The 20649-nt window shown below is 55.0% G+C and carries 16 protein-coding genes; 6 read left to right on the plus strand and 10 right to left on the minus strand.

Going from position 1 to position 20649, the window contains the following annotated elements; genetic code table 11:
* Positions 1 to 92: 92 nt before the first annotated feature.
* A complete protein-coding gene (gene metF, locus IP582_RS00560) occupies positions 93 to 983 on the plus strand; it encodes a methylenetetrahydrofolate reductase (RefSeq protein WP_039077291.1) in 891 nt (296 codons plus the stop codon).
* Positions 984 to 1009: 26 nt separating this feature from the next.
* On the opposite strand, the gene nagA is transcribed toward metF, so the two are convergent.
* From nagA to ptsP, 8 genes are all read right to left on the minus strand, one after another.
* Complete coding sequence (gene nagA, locus IP582_RS00565; protein WP_193794806.1) at positions 1010 to 2155, minus strand: N-acetylglucosamine-6-phosphate deacetylase; 1146 nt, start codon at positions 2153 to 2155, stop codon at positions 1010 to 1012.
* A gap of 4 nt (positions 2156 to 2159) precedes the next feature.
* Positions 2160 to 2903 carry a glucosamine-6-phosphate deaminase gene (nagB, locus tag IP582_RS00570; RefSeq protein ID WP_125125583.1) on the minus strand — a complete coding sequence of 248 codons (744 nt, stop codon included), beginning with the start codon at positions 2901 to 2903 and terminating at the stop codon, positions 2160 to 2162.
* Positions 2904 to 2912: 9 nt separating this feature from the next.
* Positions 2913 to 3827: a glycyl-radical enzyme activating protein gene (locus IP582_RS00575; RefSeq protein WP_079498476.1), complete on the minus strand. Its 915-nt coding sequence runs from the start codon at positions 3825 to 3827 to the stop codon at positions 2913 to 2915.
* 13 nt (positions 3828 to 3840) lie between these two features.
* Entirely contained in the window at positions 3841 to 6264 is a 2424-nt protein-coding gene (locus IP582_RS00580) for a formate C-acetyltransferase/glycerol dehydratase family glycyl radical enzyme (RefSeq protein ID WP_193794807.1), read from the minus strand.
* A gap of 160 nt (positions 6265 to 6424) precedes the next feature.
* Positions 6425 to 7174 carry a DeoR/GlpR family DNA-binding transcription regulator gene (locus IP582_RS00585; RefSeq protein WP_108702235.1) on the minus strand — a complete coding sequence of 250 codons (750 nt, stop codon included), beginning with the start codon at positions 7172 to 7174 and terminating at the stop codon, positions 6425 to 6427.
* 136 nt (positions 7175 to 7310) lie between these two features.
* A complete protein-coding gene (locus IP582_RS00590) occupies positions 7311 to 8414 on the minus strand; it encodes a glycerol dehydrogenase (protein ID WP_039077285.1) in 1104 nt (367 codons plus the stop codon).
* Positions 8415 to 8465: 51 nt separating this feature from the next.
* The gene (gene fsa / locus IP582_RS00595) at positions 8466 to 9128 is read right to left on the minus strand and encodes a fructose-6-phosphate aldolase (RefSeq protein WP_125125581.1); all 663 of its coding nucleotides are present in this window, start codon (positions 9126 to 9128) and stop codon (positions 8466 to 8468) included.
* Positions 9129 to 9139: 11 nt separating this feature from the next.
* On the minus strand, positions 9140 to 11641 hold the full coding sequence (gene ptsP, locus IP582_RS00600) for a phosphoenolpyruvate--protein phosphotransferase (RefSeq protein WP_193794808.1): 2502 nt from the start codon (positions 11639 to 11641) through the stop codon (positions 9140 to 9142).
* A 307-nt stretch (positions 11642 to 11948) separates the two neighbouring features.
* Between ptsP and IP582_RS00605 the strand changes: the two genes are divergently transcribed.
* The 5 genes from IP582_RS00605 to IP582_RS00625 all read left to right on the plus strand — a co-directional run bounded on the left by IP582_RS00605 (position 11949) and on the right by IP582_RS00625 (position 16957).
* Positions 11949 to 13028 (plus strand): PTS fructose transporter subunit EIIC, encoded by a 1080-nt coding sequence (locus IP582_RS00605; protein ID WP_193794809.1) that lies wholly within the window; start codon positions 11949 to 11951, stop codon positions 13026 to 13028.
* 15 nt (positions 13029 to 13043) lie between these two features.
* Entirely contained in the window at positions 13044 to 13364 is a 321-nt protein-coding gene (locus tag IP582_RS00610) for a PTS fructose-like transporter subunit IIB (protein ID WP_193794810.1), read from the plus strand.
* Between the two features lie 93 nt (positions 13365 to 13457).
* A complete protein-coding gene (locus tag IP582_RS00615; RefSeq protein WP_193794811.1) occupies positions 13458 to 15755 on the plus strand; it encodes a formate C-acetyltransferase in 2298 nt (765 codons plus the stop codon).
* Complete coding sequence (locus tag IP582_RS00620; RefSeq protein ID WP_193794812.1) at positions 15721 to 16599, plus strand: [formate-C-acetyltransferase]-activating enzyme; 879 nt, start codon at positions 15721 to 15723, stop codon at positions 16597 to 16599. Before IP582_RS00615 ends, IP582_RS00620 begins: the two co-directional genes overlap by 35 nt.
* 1 nt (position 16600) lies before the next feature.
* On the plus strand, positions 16601 to 16957 hold the full coding sequence (locus IP582_RS00625; protein ID WP_193794813.1) for a PTS fructose-like transporter subunit IIB: 357 nt from the start codon (positions 16601 to 16603) through the stop codon (positions 16955 to 16957).
* Here IP582_RS00625 and IP582_RS00630 read toward each other — a convergent pair.
* On the minus strand, positions 16944 to 17804 hold the full coding sequence (locus IP582_RS00630) for an AraC family transcriptional regulator (protein ID WP_193794814.1): 861 nt from the start codon (positions 17802 to 17804) through the stop codon (positions 16944 to 16946). The two genes, IP582_RS00625 and IP582_RS00630, sit on opposite strands and share 14 nt — an antisense overlap.
* 95 nt (positions 17805 to 17899) lie before the next feature.
* Entirely contained in the window at positions 17900 to 20551 is a 2652-nt protein-coding gene (ppc, locus tag IP582_RS00635) for a phosphoenolpyruvate carboxylase (protein ID WP_193794815.1), read from the minus strand.
* Positions 20552 to 20649: the final 98 nt, after the last annotated feature.

Genomic DNA, 20649 nt, shown 5'->3' on the forward strand with positions numbered 1-20649 from the left:
GTCCGCTTTTCCGTCATTTTTACATCTGGACGTCTAAACGGATAGATGTTCGTAGCGCAATAAATAACAACACGCGATTGATGAGGTAAGGTATGAGCTTTTTTCACGCCAACCAGCGGGAAGCCCTGAATCAGAGCCTGGCTGAAGTGCACGGTCAGATTAATGTTTCATTTGAATTTTTTCCGCCGCGCACCAGTGAAATGGAACAGACCTTGTGGAACTCCATTGATCGTCTGAGCAGCCTCAAGCCGAAATTTGTCTCCGTCACCTACGGTGCCAACTCCGGCGAGCGCGACCGCACCCACAGCATCATCAAAGGCATTAAAGATCGTACCGGCCTGGAAGCAGTACCGCACCTGACCTGTATCGATGCAACCCGTGATGAACTGCGTGCTATCGCAAAAGATTATTGGGACAACGGTATTCGCCATATCGTGGCGCTGCGTGGCGATCTGCCACCGGGTAGCGGCAAGCCGGATATGTATGCTGCCGACCTGGTGACCTTGCTTAAAGAGGTGGCGGATTTTGATATCTCCGTTGCTGCTTACCCGGAAGTGCATCCGGAAGCAAAAAGCGCACAGGCAGATTTACTTAATCTGAGACGCAAGGTTGAGGCGGGCGCTAACCGTGCCATCACCCAGTTCTTCTTTGACGTAGAAAGCTATCTGCGTTTCCGCGACCGCTGTGCGTCGACGGGCATTGACGTTGAAATTATTCCGGGGATCCTGCCAGTCACTAACTTTAAACAGGCGAAAAAATTTGCCGATATGACCAACGTGCGTATTCCGGCGTGGATGTCACAAATGTTTGAAGGACTGGATGACGATGCCGAAACGCGTAAGCTGGTTGGCGCCAGCATCGCCATGGACATGGTAAAAATTCTCAGCCGCGAAGGGGTTAAAGACTTCCACTTTTATACCCTGAACCGCGCGGAAATGAGCTACGCCATCTGCCACACACTGGGTGTACGCCCGGCGGTATAAGCCAGCGTAAATGCCGGGTGAGCGCATCATCCGGCGACGCTATACGCCACCTCGCCACAACAGAACGTGGTGTGCACATCATAGTTATCCTCCAGCACCACAATATCGGCGTCATAGCCGCGTTGCAGTTTTCCTTTGTGTCCGTCAAGCCCCAGCAGCCGAGCCGGGTTGATCGTGCAGGATTTCAGCGCTGCGCCAAACGGCACCATCGCGCCTTCGACCATATTGTATAAACCGCGATTCAGATGCAGCGCGCTGCCGACCAGCACGCCATTCTCGCGTCGTGTGGCGCCATCTTCGCCTAAAATCATTGGTTCGCCGCCAAACATGTAACGTCCTGGTGGACATCCCTTCGATTTCATGGAGTCGCTGATCATAATAACTTCATCGTCATTCTTCACCCGGTACAGGTGGGAGGCAGAGACAAGGCTCACGAAGATACCATCGGCGATCACTTCCCCATACAGTCCGTCCAGGCGAAAAGCCGCACCAAGAAGCCCAGGTTCGCGATTCACATATTTCGCCATGCCGTTATAGACGTGGGTAACGTTCTTCGCACCGTTTGCGACGGCTTCCAGCACCTGCTCAAACGAGGCATCGGAATGGCCCATATTGACGGCTATCCCCCTTTGCGCGCAGTAACGGGTCAGGGAGAGGCCTTTATCGTGTTCTGGCGCCAGGGTAATGGCGACAATGCGATTACGCGCCGCTTTTTCGAAAGCCTGGAACTCCACCACGCTGGCCGGGCGAATTTGTTTTTCTGGCTGCGCGCCACGGTATTTCTGGCACAGAAACGGACCTTCGAAATGAATCCCGAGGATCTCCGCGCCCGCATAACCTTCATCCATCACGCGGGAAATATTCTCCAGCGCAGAGATCAGCGTGGCATCTTCGTCTGTCACCGTGGTGGGGCAAAAAGCCGTTACCCCTTCTGCCGGGAGATTAGCCGCCCAGCGGCGCAAGCCTTCGGGATTATTCTCGTTGGTATCGTAATCCCATCCGCCGTGAGCGTGGCTGTCGATAAGGCCGGGGATAATACGGCGCTTAGCAAAATCGAGGTTGGCGTTGTCAGACAGGCCCATGGCGACATTGCTGATACGGCCATTCTCAATGTGAATCGTTGCCGGATAAAAGCCGCCGGAAAGCCAGACACGCTCGCTTTGGATGATCATGGTGTCACCTCAGAGAAGGAATAAGTGAAGCGGCTTCCCGGTCACAGATAATGGTGACATCGGGATGCAATAACAAAAAAGATGCCGGGAAAAGCGGGTCAATTGCCGTGCATTCATAGAGCTGTTTCATGACGTGCGCTTTTGACTCGCCGTTGGCAATCAACACAATCTCTTTGCTTTTGAGGATAGTCCCCATGCCAAGGGTAATGGCCTGGCGTGGCACATCTTCACGGCGTTCGAAGAAACGGGCGTTGGCTTCGATGGTCTCGTCATTCAGATCGATAACGTGGCACACCGGGCTGTGTGTACTGTGGGGTTCGTTAAAACCGATATGTCCGTCATGGCCGATACCGAGGACCGCGAGATCGAAATTGCCGTGATCCTGAATCATGCGTTCATAGCGGGCGCATTCAACCGCCAGATCGGCGGCCAGCACATCGGGCACAAAGCGGTTTTCAACAGGCAGGTTGGCATGCTGGTAAAAGTAATTTTCCAGGAACCAGTAATAGCTCTGTGGATCGTCTTTGGTCAGCGGGATGTATTCATCAATATTGAACGAATACGCCCGCGAAAAATCCGCTTCGTTGTCGCGAGCCATGCGGCTCATCTCTTGTAATAAGCCGATTGGCGTGCCGCCGGTGGGCAGCGCCATCACTAAATCCGGTTTACGCTCCAGCGCCTGCGCGACACGTTTTGCCGCCAGCGTGCTCATTTCAGCGTAGTTATCCGTCAGGGTAAAGTTCAGCATCTGTTTTCCTTAACCGCCGATGGTAGCCTTGAGGCCAATATCTTCGGCGTACTGTTTTATCTGAGCGATCATGTCCCGCTGAACGGGCGGGAGATCATGAAGAAGGTAAGGCATACCGAGCTTTTCATATTTGCCGATGCCATAAATGTGATACTCCAGAATATCCACCTGCTGTACGGCGCTGCCGAGGCTGTGGATAAAATCAAGCCGCTTGCGGATATCTTCCGGCTGATCGTTACGCGTCGGGACGATCACCATGCGTGCCAGAATGGGCTTTCCTGTGGCGGCGATCGCTTTTGCGTTTTCCAGGATCAACCGGTTATCCACCCCCGTACAGGCAAGGTGGATTTCCGGGTCGAACGCTTTAAAGTCGTAAGAAACCATATCCACCGTGTCCACCAGGGGCAGCAGCTTGTCACGGCGTATGTTACCGGCAGTGTCGAGACAAAGATGAACACCTGCTGCTTTTAGATGCTGTGCGGTCTGCGTGATAAATTCCGCCTGCAGTGCGGGTTCACCACCGGAGAAGGTCACGCCGCCGTGGCTTTCGTCGTAAAACGCTTTATCGCGTAACAGCAGATCTGCCAGTTCGCGGGAGGTCATCTCTTTACCGACTTTTTCGTAGGCGTCGTAAGGGCAAATATCGACCATCTCAAGCAGGTTGCTACACTGCTTACGGTCAATATTCACCCCCTCGCCAGGTGCAGCAAAGGTAATGGCGTTATTCGCTGCCGCCTGCACACAGGAACCGCACTGACGGCAACGTTCTTTAAACCAGAACACGTTAAAGCCAGGCTTGATGGTTTCCGGATTCGCACACCACTGGCAGCGCAAATTACACTGCTGCATGAATACGGTACTGCGTATCCCCGGACCATCTTTGGTCGAGTAGCGCTGAATGCGGGATATCAAACCTGTTTTCATGGTGCTCTCCGCCTTACCAGGCCAGTTCTGTACGGGCGATAATCGCATCCTGCGCTTCCGGCATCAGCGTTGAGAACAGCGCACAATAACCGGCCACGCGGACCATCAGGTTCGGATAATCTTCCGGGTGTGCTTTCGCCGCCCGCAGAATATTTGAATCGATAATATTGAACTGGTTATGGAAGATATTTTTCTCGCGGCTGGCCTCCATGAAGGCGGTGAATTTCTCCAGGTTTTCGTCGCCTTCCAGCGCGCTCGGGGTGAATTTCATATTCAGCAACTGACCGCCAGCGATTTTCTGGTTTGGCAGTTTCGAAACGGAGTTAATCACTGCGGTTGGACCTTCTTTATCCGCACCGAGGCACGGAGACGCGCCTTCGTTTAGCGGCAGAGTTGCCAGACGACCATCCGGCGTTGCCCCTACATCAAAACCGTTCGGTACGTAAGAGGTAATGTTGGACGTGGACATGGTATAGCCGCAGCCCTTCGGTCCTTTACCGTAGCGATCGGTTTTGTATTTCGGCAGCAGTTTCAGGTAGGACTCGAATACGTCGGCGACGATATGGTCGACATAGTCGATATCGTTACCGAACTTCGGTGCGTTGCGGCACAGCTTACGCACGCGGGCGCCTTCAATGCCATCGAAGTTGCTGTCCATCGCGTCGCGCAGTTGTTTGAGCGTCAGTACCTTGTCATCAAAGACCAGTTTTTTCACTGCGGCGAGGCTGTCGCCCACCACGGAAGGGCCGATGTTGGAAGAACTGACAAAGTCATATTCCGCGCCGCCGTTTTTCAGGGTCTTGCCACGCTCCAGCGAGCAGTTAATGGTCGCAGAGGCAAAGGCATCGGCATCGTGATATTTCAGTGCGCGATCGCATACCAGATCGCAGTCCACCGCCAGATCGGAGTAGAACTCCAGCAACTGGTTCCATGCGGCCCAGACTTCGTCATAAGACTCATAATTGATCTCGCGCCCCTCTTTGCCGTTTATTTTGACCAATTGGACGCCGGTCGCCGGATCGCAGCCGTTGTTCATGACCAGCTCAAGGATTTTGCCGAAGTTCACATAGGTCATGCCGGTGGCGCGGTGCCCCCAGCGGCCCGGAATTGCGGTTTCCACACAGCCCATTGAGGCATATTCGCGCGCCACTTCTTCCGTCAGACCAAGGGTCATCATCGCTGGGATCACCACTTCGTCGCAGAAGATAGACGGCATGCCAAAGCCTTTACGGATCAATTTTGCAGCGTCCTGCATCAGTGAATGCGGGGTGTCTTTGGAAAAACGCACACTCAGGTTTGGCTCCGGCAGACCGGTCAGCGCCATGGCTTCCAGCGACAGATAAGAGAGATCGTTGGTGCCGTCAGTACCGTCCGGCTTCATGCCCCCCACCATCAGGTTGGAGTAGAGCGGGTAGCCGCCGCTGTACTGGGTGTGGCCCCACGGACGTACTTTGTTCAGGCTGTTGGTCATGATGAAGAAGTGGGTCAGGATCTCCAGCGCCTTCTCTTTGCTGATTTTGCCGGCGTTAATGTCTGCTTCGTAGTACGGCCAGACGTACTGGTCAAAACGGCCGAAGGAGAAGGAGTGACCGTTACTTTCGATCATCATCAGCAGGTGGGTCAGATAGACCGCTTCCACGGCTTCGTAGAAGCTCTGCGCTTTGCCTTCCATCAGATGGGCGAACATCTCGCTCATTGCCAGCAGCTCTTCGCGGCGTTTGGCGTCGGTGGTTTTCCCGGCTTCTTCTTTTGCCAGTACAGAGAAGCGCTTGCAGTAGTTCAGCGCCGCTTCCATGGTGATGATAACGGCCTGGTAGAAGTCGGTCTGTTCTTCGGTCAGGTCTTTATCTTCGGCCAGATGCTGTCTGGCGATATTGCGCATGCCGCCGTAGCCGACTTCTAGCACGAAATCATGATTGGGGATGATGTGACCGTCACCAGACATGCTGATGCCGCCACGGTGCAGAACGCCCTGTTTCTCCGCCAGGCGGTTAATTTGCGGCAGGTTTGCCAGCACCTCATCCTGGTGAGTTTTACCCTGCCAGTAATCTTGCAACACGCGCAGGCGCGCTTTGGTCTCTTCTGAAACCTGGAAGCTGTCACCGGAGCGTTTGTCGAATTCGTCCAGCTCGTCGATAACCCAGTTGAAGGAAAATTCCGGGAAGACGGGTGCGGCGAAGTTTGCACTGGCCTGGTTACCGACGATCAGCATGTCCGGCTCAATGTAGATCGTCATTTTTTCCAGAATGTCGGCCAGCGCGAGGGCGCGGCGAATAACGATCGATTTCCCTTCTGAGCGTTTGAAGGAGTCGGTAATGATTTCGGCACGTTCCGGGCAGAGGGTCGCCACGCGATGGAACATCTGATCCTGTTTTTTGGCGATGCGCGCAAAGTCGCAATCATTGTTGGTGGGTTTGAAGCTGAGCAATCCGTTCATAAATTCCCTCACTGGTGAAATGGTTTTATAGCATTTCATGCCTGAGGTGTGCTTTTGTCAACCATAAAATGATCCATTGTGTTCCTTTTGTCACAAAAGAATCCAAACAGAACATTTAAAGGCACAAAAAAACACAAGCGCCCGTGAAGGGCGCGGAGGGTTATTCGACGCTATCGGCAAGGATGAGTTCAGCACAATGGCCGTTAAGAAGGGTCAGGACGTCGGCAGAAATACCGCTTTGGCTGATGACGACATCAAAATCGCTCAGTTGGCCATGCCCGGCAAGGAAGGTCTGGCCGAATTTACTTTTATCGGCCAGTAGGAATTTTTGCCGTCCGGCACGCGCCAGCGCACGCTTCACATGGGCATCAGTGATTTTGGGGACCGTCAGTTCCCCTTGTTCGTTGATGCCCTGAGTGCTAAGAAACACTTTGTCGGCATGCAGCGTACTGAAGAACTCAGCCGTGCTAAAAGAGACCATTCCCTGGGTGTCATCTTCATACTCGCCGGGTGCGACAATCAATTTGATGTTGCTGCGGCCCTTGAGCAGGTTAACCACCGGCACGGAGTTGGTGATCACCATTATTTTTTTATCAAAGAGACATTGAGCAAACGCCAGCGCTGTGGTGCCGCAGTCGATAATGATCGTGTCACCATCTTCCACCCGTTCAGCCGCTTTTTGTCCAATCAGGTGCTTATCATCAACCATCTGTACGGATTTGAGCTGAAAACTGGGTTCCACGCTGGCACCGCTTGTCAGATACGCGCCGCCGTAGCTGGTTTTCACAATGCCCTGCTTTTCGAAGAAGGAGAGGTCGCGGCGAATGGTCATTTTGGTGACGCCAAACTTCTCCGCCAGGTCATTGACCACGACCTTTTTGTCCTGCTGCAGAATGGCATAGATGCGCATTCTTCTGTCTGATGATTGCATGGTGCGGGTTCGCTAAGAGGAAAAACGCACTATAAAGCACATAAACTGCAGTGACAATATCACTAGAAAGGAACATAAAGAAACACTCCCGGACATTGCCGGGAGTGTTAATGGGTTATTCCCACTCTTGAAGGAAGCGCTGACCGTACTGGTCGGCGACCAGGAGCGCAGCGTACACCTGATCTGCTGTTGCCCCACCCGGCATGTTGTGTATGGTTTCGCCTTCGGCACAGGCCGCTTCTGCCACGATGCGCATTTTTGCAGGAATGTCTTCGGTAATATCCAGCTGTGCCAGCGTAACAGGCAACCCAACGGCGTGAGTAAGCGCGGCGACGGTTTCAATTTCTTCCGCTGGCGCGTTTTCCAGAACCAGTTGTGTCAGCGTACCAAAAGCGACTTTCTCGCCGTGGTAGTAGTGGTGCGCATCGGGAATGGCCGTCAGGCCGTTATGCACCGCGTGCGCCGCTGCCAGACCGCCGCTTTCAAAACCCACGCCGCTCAGATAGGTATTGGCTTCAATAACGCGCTCCAGCGCCGGGGTGACCACGTGCTGTTCTGCGGCCAGCATCGCTTTTTCGCCCTCTTCAAGCAGCGTGTTGTAGCAAAGCTCCGCCAGCGCTAATGCAGCCTGAGTGCACTGACCACCTGCCATGGTCGTGGCGCCGCTGCGTGAACAGGCGCGGGCTTCGAACCAGGTTGCCAGCGCATCACCGATACCCGCAGCCAGTAAACGAGCCGGTGCACCAGCTACGATTTTGGTGTCGACAATGACGCGGTCCGGGTTATTGGGCAGCAGGAGATAACGGTCAAATTCACCGGCGTCGGTATAGATGACGGAAAGCGCGCTGCACGGCGCGTCGGTGGAGGCGATGGTCGGCGCGATGGCGACAGGTACGCCCATAAAGTGCGCCAGCGCTTTCGCGGTATCCAGCGTTTTACCGCCGCCGATACCGAGCACGGCGCCGCAATGTGCGCTTTCCGCGATAGCACGCAGACGGTCTATCTCATTTTGTGAACATTCGCCGCCGAAAGGCACCACTTCGCAGGCCAGTCCGGCATCGGCCAGGCTTTTTTGCAACGCCTCCTGGGCAAAACCTAAAACAAATTTGTCTCCCACCACCAGCCAGCTTGCTGCCAGTGGTTTGAGATACTCACCGAGACGGGTGATAACGTCTGCACCCTGAATATACTTACCTGGGGATTGAATAATGCGGTCCATATATTTCCTCCATTGGCGATGCGGGCCACGTACCGTGACCCTGACGCCCGGTTACAGGTTGAGATTGCCAAATGCGTTATTCCAGTCCTGCTCAAACTTCTCTATTGCTGACTCTACCGCAGGGGTATCGAGCATTTGTTGCGCTACATCCAGGGGAAGCGTGATCGCTTCGCAACCTGCCAGCAGGCAATCGAGCGCCTGGCGAGGGGTTTTGAAGCTGGCTGCCAGCACTTTGCTTTCCGGGGCATGTTGTTCCAGCAGGCTTTGCAGTTCTTGCACGGTGCGAATACCGTCTCCGCCCTGAGCGTCGACACGGTTGACGTAAGGTGCCACATATTTCGCGCCAGCCAGGGCGGCAAGCAGCCCTTGTGCCGCGCTGTAAACAGCAGTGCCGAGTGTCGGAATGCCTTCTTTTTTCAGAAGCTTAATGGCGGCAAGACCTTCGGAGGTTACCGGGATTTTGACAACAATGCCGGGTACGGCATTGCTCAGGCGTCTGGCTTCTTCCACCATCCCCTGCGCGTCGCGGCTCATGGTCTGGGCGAACAGAATACCTTCCGGGCCGATAGCCTTTTGCAAGCGTGGTAACACATCCCAGATGGATTCTTTACCCGCAGCAACAATGCTTGGGTTAGTGGTCACGCCCGCGATGGGGAAGATGCGCGCCAGACGTTCGACTTCTTTCACATTGGCGGTGTCCAGATACAGTTCCATGATACATCCTCTTAAAGTTCAAGTTCGTGTTGCAGCAGGCTGGCGATAGCGTCGGCAGAAGCGGCGTTGACCAGCGCGTTGCGGAATTCTTCGTGCATAATGCGGCGGGCCAGGCGTGAGAAAATACGCATATGCTGGTCGCCTGCGGCGTGTTTGTTGAGCGTCAGCATGATGATGAATTGCGCATCGTCATCGCCCCAGCGTACCGGCGCCTTCAGGCGCGCCACGCTGATGGTGGACTGCTCAATATGTTCAGATTTGCTGTGCGGAATAGCGAAGCTAAAACCTAATCCGGTGGAGAAGACCGCCTCGCGCGCCCACAGATCGGCCTCCAGCTTGCGCGGGTAGCGGCAGCGGCTTGCCAGCAGCAGGTTGTCGGTCATCCCTTTGATCACCTCTTCTTTGCTGCGCCAGTCGCTGTTCAGGGTGATGCATTGGGCGGTAACCAGCGGCGCGTCTTGCTGGGTCATGCGGAACTGCGCCAGAAGATGCTCTACCTCCAGCGAGGTGCGGCAAGCCATTGCCTGGTTCAGTAACTGGCGGCAGGCGCGGCTGTCGAGTTGTGCCATCCGTGCTTTAGCGGCGGGAATTGACGGCGCGCTCATGCTTATCTCGTCCAGTCCCAAACCGACCAGCAGAGGGAGCACAGACCCTTTCGCGCCAAGTTCGCCGCACAGGCCAATCCATTTGCCCTGACGATGTACCGCCTGCACCGCATAATCCAGCGCGCGCAGGAAAGCAGGATTCAGGCTGTTGTAATGACGAGTGACTTTGGCGTTGTCGCGATCAACCGCCAGCAGATACTGCGTCAGGTCGTTACTGCCAATACTAAAGAAATCAATCTCTTCGCAGCACTGATCGATAATGAACATGACCGACGGCACTTCCAGCATGATGCCGAGCGGGATCTTTTCATCAAACGGAATGTGTTCATTACGTAGCTGCTGTTTGGCCTCCGCCAGCTTCTCTTTAACCCACAGGATCTCTTCCATTGAGGAGATCATCGGGATCATGATTTTCAGGCTGCCGTGCGCGGACGCGCGGAGAATCGAGCGCAGTTGTGTCGTAAACAGCGTGGCGTACTCTTCATAAATACGGACAGCACGATAACCAAGGAACGGGTTGGCTTCGGCAGGAATATTCAGATAATCAACGGGCTTATCGCCGCCGATATCCATGGTGCGCACGATAATGCTGCGTCCCTGAGCGGACTCCAGCGCCTGGCAAAAAATGTTGTACAGCTCGTTCTCATCCGGCGCGCAGGCGCGGTCCATATACAGCATTTCGGTTCGGAACAGGCCAACGGCTTCCGCGCCATTGCCAAAGGCCGCCTGCGCTTCCACGGAGTGGGCGATATTGGCGGCAACTTCCATGCGAATGCCATCAGCCGTGCGCGCTTCCTTAGTCAGCCAGATGTGCTGCTGCTCGCGCAGGGCTTCTTGTACGCGGGCCTCCTGCTGATAGTAACGAGCAACGGGTTCATCAGGGGCAACGACGATGGCGCCTGCGTTGCCGTCGATATAAACCGTCTGCTGTAGCCATGGTGATAACGCCTCAATTTCCACGCCAACCAGCGTTGGAATGTTGAATGAACGGGCGAGAATAACCGTGTGCGAGGTGGTGCCGCCGCTTTTTAACAGCAGACCTTTGAGAAAGGTTTTGTCCAGTTCGAGAAACTGGCTTGGCGTGAGTTCATCGGCCATACAGACCGCGGGTTGGGTGAGTTTTCCCGGCGCCGGGAAGCGCTGTTCGCCATAGATTTGTTGTAAGAGCTGGAAGCAGACATCACGAACATCCAGCGCGCGTTCCTGTAAATAGCTGCTGCTGGAAAGGGCGAATTCCTCGCAGAAGTGGCTGGCGCTTTCGACAATCGCCTGAGCGCAGCTTAACCCGCGGGAAACACCTGCCAGCAGATGCTGACGCAGTGAAGCGTCACCCGCCAGCGAGCGGTGAGCTTCCAGAATAGCGCTGGTGGCACCGTCGCTGTCGAGCAGGCGGAACTCAATATTCTTGATTAATAGTGTCAGACCATTATCCAGCGCGGATTGTTCTGTTTCCGCATCTTTAGCGGGCGGCAGGGAACCCAGTGCGTCGAGATCCAGTGAGGAGAGCCGCGTCAGAACGCCTCCGGCGCTGCCGGTGCATACGCTGCGGGCGCGGAAAATCTGCGGATTCAGGTTTGTTAGTGAGGCCGGAAGGGGGTCCAGTTCACTGCTTTTAACCTCTGCCAGCGGCGCATCACAGTGCGGAAATTCATCACGTAGCCACTGGCTGAGGCGCTGGTGGGCTGCCTGTTCGTCGGTCCCAGAAATCAGTAACTGACAACTGTCGCCTGCCAGCGTGTCGGTGCCGATGAGTGCCAGCGCGCTCTTCGCATTACCCTTCCGGTCGGTGCGCAAATTATGCCACTCAATCTGTGAGGTAAAGGTGTTACAAAGCGTCTCAACGTGGCTTGCCGGACGTGCATGGACGCCATTGGGCAGCTCACAGGTAAATTCCACAACCAGGGCCATAGCCTCTCTCCCATAACGATTACTTACTACAGGATAAAAGGCCAACCGCTGAAGGTGCCACGCGACAAATCTGCCAAAAACTGGACAAATGTAATGTAAGCCTCAAAGTGAGATATAACTCACATGTCAATGTCTGTCATATAAATTCCGAGATTAACTAAGTTATGAGGCGGATCGCATTTTTGTGCTGATATTACAAAAATCCAGTAAATGGCCTTTTTATCCACTGTCTGCACCTTATCGGATTGCCTATTGTTTCCCGCATCAACGTTATGGATATGGGCTTTCACTGGCCCGGGAGCGACTTATGAAAGAGTTGGTGCAGATCCTGAAAAACACCCGTCAGCACCTGATGACCGGGGTTTCGCATATGATCCCCTTTGTAGTGGCAGGCGGTATTTTACTGGCGGTCTCCGTGATGCTGTATGGCAAAGGTGCTGTACCCGATGCCGCGACGGATCCTAATCTCAAGAAACTTTTTGATATTGGCGTCGCAGGGCTGACGCTAATGGTGCCTTTCCTTGCCGCGTATATCGGCTATTCCATTGCCGAGCGCTCTGCACTGGCGCCTTGTGCGATTGGCGCATGGGTAGGCAACAGCTTCGGTGCCGGGTTCTTCGGCGCGCTGATCGCCGGGATTATCGGCGGCATTGTGGTGCACTATCTGAAAAAGATCCCCGTGCACAAGGTGCTGCGCTCGGTGATGCCCATCTTTGTTATTCCTATCATCGGCACCTTTATTACCGCAGGCATCATGATGTGGGGGCTGGGTGAGCCGGTCGGCGCGCTGACCACCAGCCTGACCGCATGGCTGCAAGGGATGCAGCAGGGCAGCATCGTGGTACTGGCCGTTATTTTAGGACTCATGCTGGCTTTTGATATGGGTGGTCCCGTTAACAAAGTCGCCTATGCATTCATGCTGATTTGCGTGTCGCAAGGGGTTTACACCGTGGTGGCAATCGCCGCTGTGGGTATCTGCGTTCCGCCGCTTGGCTTAGGGCTGGCGACGCTGATTGGCCGCAAGAATTTCTCTTCGGAAGAGCGTGAAGCCGGTAAAGCCGCGATGGTGATGGGCTGCGTTGGGGTAACCGAAGGGGCGATTCCTTTTGCTGCCGCCGATCCGCTGCGCGTGATCCCCTCCATTATGATTGGCTCTGCCTGTGGTGCGGTAACGGCTGCGCTGTCTGGCGCACAGTGTTATGCCGGTTGGGGCGGCTTAATTGTTCTGCCGGTTGTGGAAGGCAAGCTGGGTTATGTTGCGGCCGTTGCCGTCGGCGCGGTGGTGACAGCGATCTGCGTGAACGTGCTGAAAAGTCTGGCGCGGAAGAAAGTGTCTCAGGTTGACGAGAAAGAAGACGACCTGGATTTGGATTTTGAAATGAATTAAGTGAGGAAATGAGCCATGACGAAGATTGTTGCAGTAACCGCATGTCCTTCTGGCGTTGCGCACACCTATATGGCAGCCGAAGCGCTGGAAAGCGCAGGCAAAGCCAAAGGCTGGGAAGTAAAGGTTGAAACTCAGGGTTCGATTGGTCTGGAGAACGAACTGACCGCAGCGGATGTGGCGGATGCCGATATGGTGATTCTGACCAAAGATATCGGCATCAAGTTTGAGGAGCGTTTTGCGGGTAAAACCATCGTCCGCGTAAACATCAGCGATGCGGTGAAACGCGCCGACGCCATCATGAACAAGATTGCTTCGCATCTGGCGCAAACCGCTTAACGTTATTTTGTCGGATGGCGATCGGCCTACCCGTAGGCCGGATAAGGCGTTCACGCCGCCATCCGGCAGCAAGCTTGTCCACAGGAGTTTCTCATGACCAATCGTATTCAACGTCTCAAAGCCGCTCTGTTTCAACACAACCGTGAAATTTCGCTTGAGCGCGCGCTGCTCTACACCGCCAGCCACCAGCAGACGGAGGGGGAGCCAGTTATTCTGCGTCGGGCGAAAGCGACCGCGTATATCCTTGAGCATGTTGAAATTTCGATTCGTGATGAGGAGCTGATTGCCGGAAACCGTACCGTTAAGCCGCGTGCGGGTATTATGTCGCCGGAGATGGATCCTTACTGGCTGCTTAAAGAGCTGGATCAGTTCCCGACGCGTCCGCAGGATCGCTTTGATATCAGTGAAGAGGATAAACGCCTCTATCGCGACGTGCTGTTCCCGTACTGGGAAAAACGGTCGATGAAAGATTTCATCAACGGGCAGATGACCGAAGAGGTGAAGGCCGCCGTCAGCACCCAGATTTTTAGCGTTAACCAGACGGATAAAGGGCAGGGGCATATCATTATTGATTACCCGCGCCTGCTGAACCACGGGCTGGGCGAGCTGGCGGCGCAGATGCGCCAGCACTGCCAACAGCAACCGGATAACCATTTTTATCAGGCCGCGCTATTACTGCTTGAAGCATCGCAGCGGCACATTCTGCGTTACGCTCTGCTGGCGGAGAAAATGGCGGAAAGTTGCCCGGATGCGCAGCGCCGTCAGGAACTGCTGACCATTGCCGCTAACTCCCGTCATAACATGCAGCACAAGCCGCAGACCTTCTGGCAGGCGTGCCAACTGTTCTGGTACATGAATATTATTTTGCAATATGAATCCAACGCCAGCTCGCTTTCGCTGGGACGTTTTGACCAGTATATGCTGCCGTTTTACCAGGCCTCGCTGACCCAGGGCGAAGATCCGGCATTCTTAAAAGAGATCCTTGAATCGCTGTGGGTGAAATGCAACGACATTGTGTTGCTGCGTTCCACCAGCAGCGCACGCTATTTCGCCGGATTCCCGACAGGGTATACCGCGCTGCTCGGCGGGCTGACGGAGAACGGACGCAGCGCGGTGAACGTGCTGTCGTTCCTCTGCCTTGATGCTTATCAGAGCGTACAGTTGCCGCAGCCGAACCTTGGCGTGCGCACCAACGCGCTGATTGATACGCCCTTCCTGATGAAGACGGCGGAGACTATTCGCCTTGGCACCGGTATCCCGCAGATCTTTAATGATGAAGTGGTGGTGCCTGCGTTTCTGAACCGTGGCGTTTCGCTGGAAGATGCGCGTGATTACGCGGTGGTGGGCTGCGTGGAGCTGTCGATTCCCGGCAGAACCTACGGCCTGCACGACATCGCTATGTTCAACCTGTTGAAAGTGATGGAAATCAGCCTCTACGAAAACGAAGGCAACAGCGCGCTGACGTATGAAGAACTGCTGGCGCATATTCGCGCCAAAATCAGCCACTACATCACGCTGATGGTGGAGGGCAGCAATATTTGCGATATCGGTCATCGCGACTGGGCGCCGGTGCCGCTGCTCTCTTCGTTTATCAGCGACTGTCTGGACAAGGGACGTGATATTACCGATGGTGGCGCGCGCTATAATTTCTCCGGCGTGCAGGGCATTGGCATCGCCAACCTGAGCGACTCCCTGCATGCGCTGAATGGGTTAGTGTTTGAGCAGCAGCGCTTAAGTTTTGACGCGTTGCTGTCGGTATTAAAAGGCAACTTCGCCACCCCGGAAGGCGAAAAGGTTCGCGCCAGGCTGATCAACCGCTTCGAAAAATACGGTAACGATATCGATGATGTGGATAACATCAGCGCTGAACTGCTGCGTCATTACTGCAAAGAGGTGGAGAAATACCAGAATCCGCGCGGCGGGCAATTTACGCCGGGTTCTTACACCGTCTCCGCGCACGTGCCGCTGGGTTCGGTAGTGGGGGCGACGCCGGACGGTCGTTTCGCCGGGGAACAGCTGGCGGATGGCGGTCTGTCGCCGATGCTGGGCCAGGATATGCAGGGGCCGACGGCGGTACTGAAATCGGTGAGTAAACTGGATAACACGCTGCTGTCGAACGGCACCTTGCTGAACGTGAAGTTTACCCCTGCGACTCTTGAAGGGGAGGCGGGCTTACGTAAGCTGGCGGATTTCCTGCGCGCGTTTACCCAACTCAAGCTGCAACACATCCAGTTTAACGTGGTGAATGCCGAAACGTTGCGCGAAGCGCAGCAGCGTCCGCAGGATTTCGCCGGACTGGTGGTGCGCGTGGCGGGCTACAGCGCCTTCTTTGTCGAGCTGTCGAAGGAGATTCAGGATGACATCATTCGCCGCACCGCGCATCAGTTGTGAGGTCGTGGAACCGCACAGCGATAAGGTTGCACGCATCTTCAACATTCAGCGTTATTCGCTGAATGACGGACAGGGTATTCGCACGGTGGTCTTTTTTAAAGGCTGTCCGCATATCTGTCCGTGGTGCGCCAATCCTGAGTCTATCTCTGGGCGTATTGAAACGGTGCGGCGGGAAAGTAAATGTCTGCACTGTGCACCCTGTCTGCGCGATGCCGACGAATGTCCTTCCGGCGCGTTTGAGCGTATTGGCCGCGATATCACGCTGGATGAGCTGGAACGTGAGGTGCTGAAGGATGATATCTTCTTTCGCACCTCTGGCGGCGGGGTGACGCTCTCCGGCGGTGAAGTGCTGATGCAGGCACCTTTCGCCACCCGTTTTTTACAGCGCATGAGGCGGCTGGGGATTCAGTGCGCCATTGAAACCGCAGGTGATGCCCCGGCCAGTCGCCTGTTGCCGCTGGCAAAGGCGTGCGATGAGGTATTGTTCGATCTCAAAGTAATGGATGTCGTTCAGGCGCGCGAGGTGGTCAATATGAATCTGCCGCGTGTGCTGGAGAATTTACGGCTATTAGTTAGTGAAGGGATCTATGTGATCCCCCGGCTGCCGTTGATTCCGGGCTTTACCCTCAGCACAGAGAACTTACAGCGCGCGCTGACATTGTTGACATCATTAGGCATAAAGCAGGTACACCTGCTACCGTTTCATCAGTATGGCGAACCGAAATATCGCCTGCTGGGGCAGCAGTGGTTGATGAAAGATGTACCCGCCCCGTCGGCGCAAGAGGTGACGGTATTGCGTGAAATAGCGGAATGCGCCGGATTCCAGGTAACCATAGGGGGTTAACATGGCAGTCGCACCTGTACGACATCTGGTGGCAGTGACCGCTTGCGTGAGCGGCGTGGCGCATACCTATATGGCTGCCGAACGGCTGGAAAAACTCTGCCAGCAGGAGAAATGGAGTATCAAAATTGAAACCCAGGGAGCGCTGGGGACCGAAAATCGCCTGACGGAAGAGGATATCAGCCGCGCCGACGCGGTATTGCTGATCACCGATATCGAGCTGGCGGGCGTGGAACGATTTACCCAAAGCCGCTACGTCCAGTCGGGCATTAGCGCTTTTTTGCGGGAACCTCAGCGGGTGATGAGCGCGGTGCGTAAACTTCTTTCAGCGCCGCAGCATACCCATCTTATTCTGGAGTAGTTTTCTTTTCCGTCAACTGGCTGTGATACTGCCGACGATACTCTGACGGCGAACGTTCCGTATTTTTTCGAAACAGGCGGCAGAAGTAGTTGCTATCGACAAACCCACAGGTGTGAGCCACCTCTTTGACCTTCAGATCGTAACCCTTCAGCAACGTTTTGGCGTGTTCCAGCCGCGTATGGTTCAGGTATTCATTAAAGCCGATGGCTCCCGTTTTCTGAAACAGGTGTGAGAGGTAATTCGGCGAAATATAAAACGCCTGCGCCACCGACTCACGGGTTAACGGCATGGCGTAATTTTCGTCGATATAGTCGCGAATGGCTTCGAAAAGTGCCTGGCTACGCGAGGCCGTTTGAATCTGACTGCCCAGCAGGTCGGCGCAGTGGCTCAGCAGGCTGGCGACGATAAGGCGAGCGGTTTGCTGTTCTTTCGGCTGCATTTGCATCTCGTGCAAGGTTTGCAGAAGGAATGAACCAATACGAGGTCCCCGGCGCGCGACATGTTGTTTGGCCAGGTTATGTAACTCAGCGCCATCCCAGTGAGTGACGCTGAAACCGAGTTGTTGCTTACCGAACAGCACGCTCAGCATAGTGACAGGCTTCTGCCATTGCGGGGCGTTCCAGCCGCCAGCGGGGATGTAAAGCACATCCTGTTCGCTCATCAATGACGTCTCTCCATTGATGCCCATATCTGTCAGCGTTCCTTCCAGCACAATTTCCAGACGCGGGAAATCCACCTGTAACGCTGAGGCGGGCGCAGGACCTGTAGCGGTAGCAAAACAGATGTGCCGCAGAGGTGTCTGGCCGCTAATCAGGCAGGTAAGCAGATGGCTGACGTCGTAATTCATGGTTTCCTTTTCCGTGCGCGCGAACCGCTCAACCTTAACTGGCGGCATAAAAAAAGGCCACACAATGTGTGACCTTTTACGCCAGGCTGTGAGGGTTAGCCGGTATTACGCATACCTGCCGCTACGCCTGCGATGGTGACCATCAGCGCCTGCTCTACGCGGCGATCCGGCTCTTTCCCTTCCTCTTCCGCTTTACGGGAACGATGCAGCAACTCAGCCTGCAGCACGTTCAGCGGGTCGGTGTAAATATTACGAAGCTGAATAGACTCGGCAATCCATGGCAGGTCGGCCATCAAATGGGAGTCGTTGGCGATCGCCAGAACCACGTTGATATCGGCTTCGAGCAGTTTACGCAGCTCGCTGCCCAGTGCCCACAGTTCTGGTTTCACCAGACGCTGGTCGTAGTATTCCGCCAGCCACAGATCCGCTTTGGAGAAAACCATCTCCAGCATACCAAGACGGGTTGAGAAGAATGGCCAGTCGCGACACATGGCTTCCAGCTCGCTCTGTTTGCCGTCTTCTACCACTTTTTGCAGTGCCGCGCCCGCACCCAGCCAGGCTGGTAACATGAGGCGGTTTTGCGTCCAGGCGAAAATCCACGGAATGGCACGCAATGATTCTACGCCGCCGGTCGGACGGCGCTTGGCCGGACGTGAACCGAGCGGCAGTTTGCCCAGTTCCTGCTCTGGCGTTGCAGAGCGGAAGTACGGCACGAAGTCTTTGTTTTCACGCACGTAGCCACGATACAGATCGCAGGAGATATCTGACAGCTCGTCCATGATATGACACCAGGACGCTTTTGGCTCCGGCGGCGGCAGCAGGTTGGCTTCCAGAATGGCGCTGGTGTACAGTGACAGGCTGCTGATGGTCACTTCCGGCAGACCGTATTTGAAGCGGATCATCTCGCCCTGTTCGGTCACACGCAGGCCGCCTTTCAGGCTTCCCGGCGGTTGTGAAAGCAGTGCCGCATGGGCCGGGGCGCCGCCACGACCAATCGAGCCGCCACGGCCGTGGAACAGCGTCAGTTCAATGCCCGCTTTCTCGCAGGTTTTGATAAGCGCATCCTGTGCCTGATATTGCGCCCAGGAGGCGGCCATCACGCCCGCGTCTTTTGCGGAGTCGGAATAGCCAATCATGACCATCTGTTTGCCCTGAATAAAGCCGCGATACCAGTCGATGTTCAGCAACTGGGTCATCACGTCGTTGGCATTGTTCAGGTCGTCAAGGGTTTCAAACAGCGGCGCAACCGGCAGGGCATAGTCGATACCGGCTTCTTTCAGCAGCAGGTGAACACCCAGCACGTCGGATGGGGTCTTCGCCATGGAGATCACGTAGGCGGCTACCGATCCTTTCGGGGCATCAACGATCGCTTTGCAGGTCCGGAGAACCTCAAGGGTTTCATTGCTCGGCTCCCAGTTACGCGGTAGCAGAGGACGCTTGGAGTTCAGTTCGCGGATCAGGAAAGCCTGTTTATCGGCTTCGGACCAGCTTTCATAATCGCCGATACCCAGGTAACGGGTCAGCTCGCCCAGCGCTTCAGTGTGGCGGGTGCTCTCCTGACGAACATCAATACGCACCAGCGGCACGCCAAAACATTTCACGCGGCGCAGAGTATCAAGCAGTTCGCCATTAGCGATGATGCCCATGCCGCATGCCTGCAGCGATTTGTAACAGGCGTACAGCGGTTCCCATAGCTGTTCGTTCTGGCTCAGCAGACCTTCTGGTTTCGGCAGTCGTTGGCCTTTCAGGCGCGCTTCCAGCCAGGCCTGCGTTGCCATCAACTGGCCGCGCAGTTTTTTCATCAGGTAACGATACGGTTCCTGCGCGCCTTCGGCACCGGCCAACTCGCGAAGCTCGTCGGTACATTCGACCATCGAGAGCTCAGAGATCAGCAACTGAATATCTTTCAGGAACAGGTCGGTCGCCTTCCAGCGGCTCAGCAACAGGACGTGACGGGTAATGTCTGCGGTGACGTTCGGGTTGCCGTCGCGGTCGCCGCCCATCCAGGAGGTAAAGCGTACCGGTACGAAATCGACCGGTAACTTGTAATTCAGATTCTCTTCAAGCTGTTCATTGAGCTCGCGAAGATAGTTAGGCACACCTTCCCACAGGCTGTTTTCCACCACCGCAAAGCCCCATTTGGCTTCGTCGACCGGGCTGGGACGGTGTTTACGGATTTCATCGGTATGCCAGGACTGCGCAATAAGCTGGCGCAGGCGGCGCATCAGTTGATGGCGCTCATAATCGGCGATATCGGTATTATCCAACTGCTTTAAGCAGTTGTTCACTTCCACCATTTTATGGATCAGCGTACGGCGGGTGATCTCTGTCGGGTGGGCGGTCAGCACCAGCTCCAGCGACAGCGATTCGACGGCTTGCTTGATGGTCGCTTCGTTGAGATCGGGTTGGTCTTTCAGTTTACGCAGAGTACGAGCAATCACTTCCGGGTTGCTTGCAGCTTCGCCTTTTGGCGAAATGCTGTGGTATTGCTCAGCGGTGTTGGCAAGGTTCAGAAACTGGCTGAATGCGCGGGCAACCGGCAGCAGTTCATCATTGGACAGGTTCTGCAGCGTATTGAGCAGCTCCTGACGACTCGCTTCATTACCAGCACGTGAAGATTTGGACAGCTTACGGATTGTTTCGACCTTATCAAGAATGTTCTCTCCCAACGCATCCTTGATGGTATCCCCCAGCAGCTTGCCGAGCATACTGACATTACTACGCAAAGCGGAATATTGTTCGTTCATGTTAACCCAGACACCCCATCTCATTTTATTTTGTTATATCCACCGTCCTGCAACGTGAAACGGATAGATATCAGACACCGCCTTTTATAAAGCCACGT

The sequence above is a fragment of the Citrobacter sp. BDA59-3 genome, assembly GCF_015167655.1.
GTDB classification, from domain to species: Bacteria; Pseudomonadota; Gammaproteobacteria; order Enterobacterales; family Enterobacteriaceae; genus Phytobacter; species Phytobacter diazotrophicus.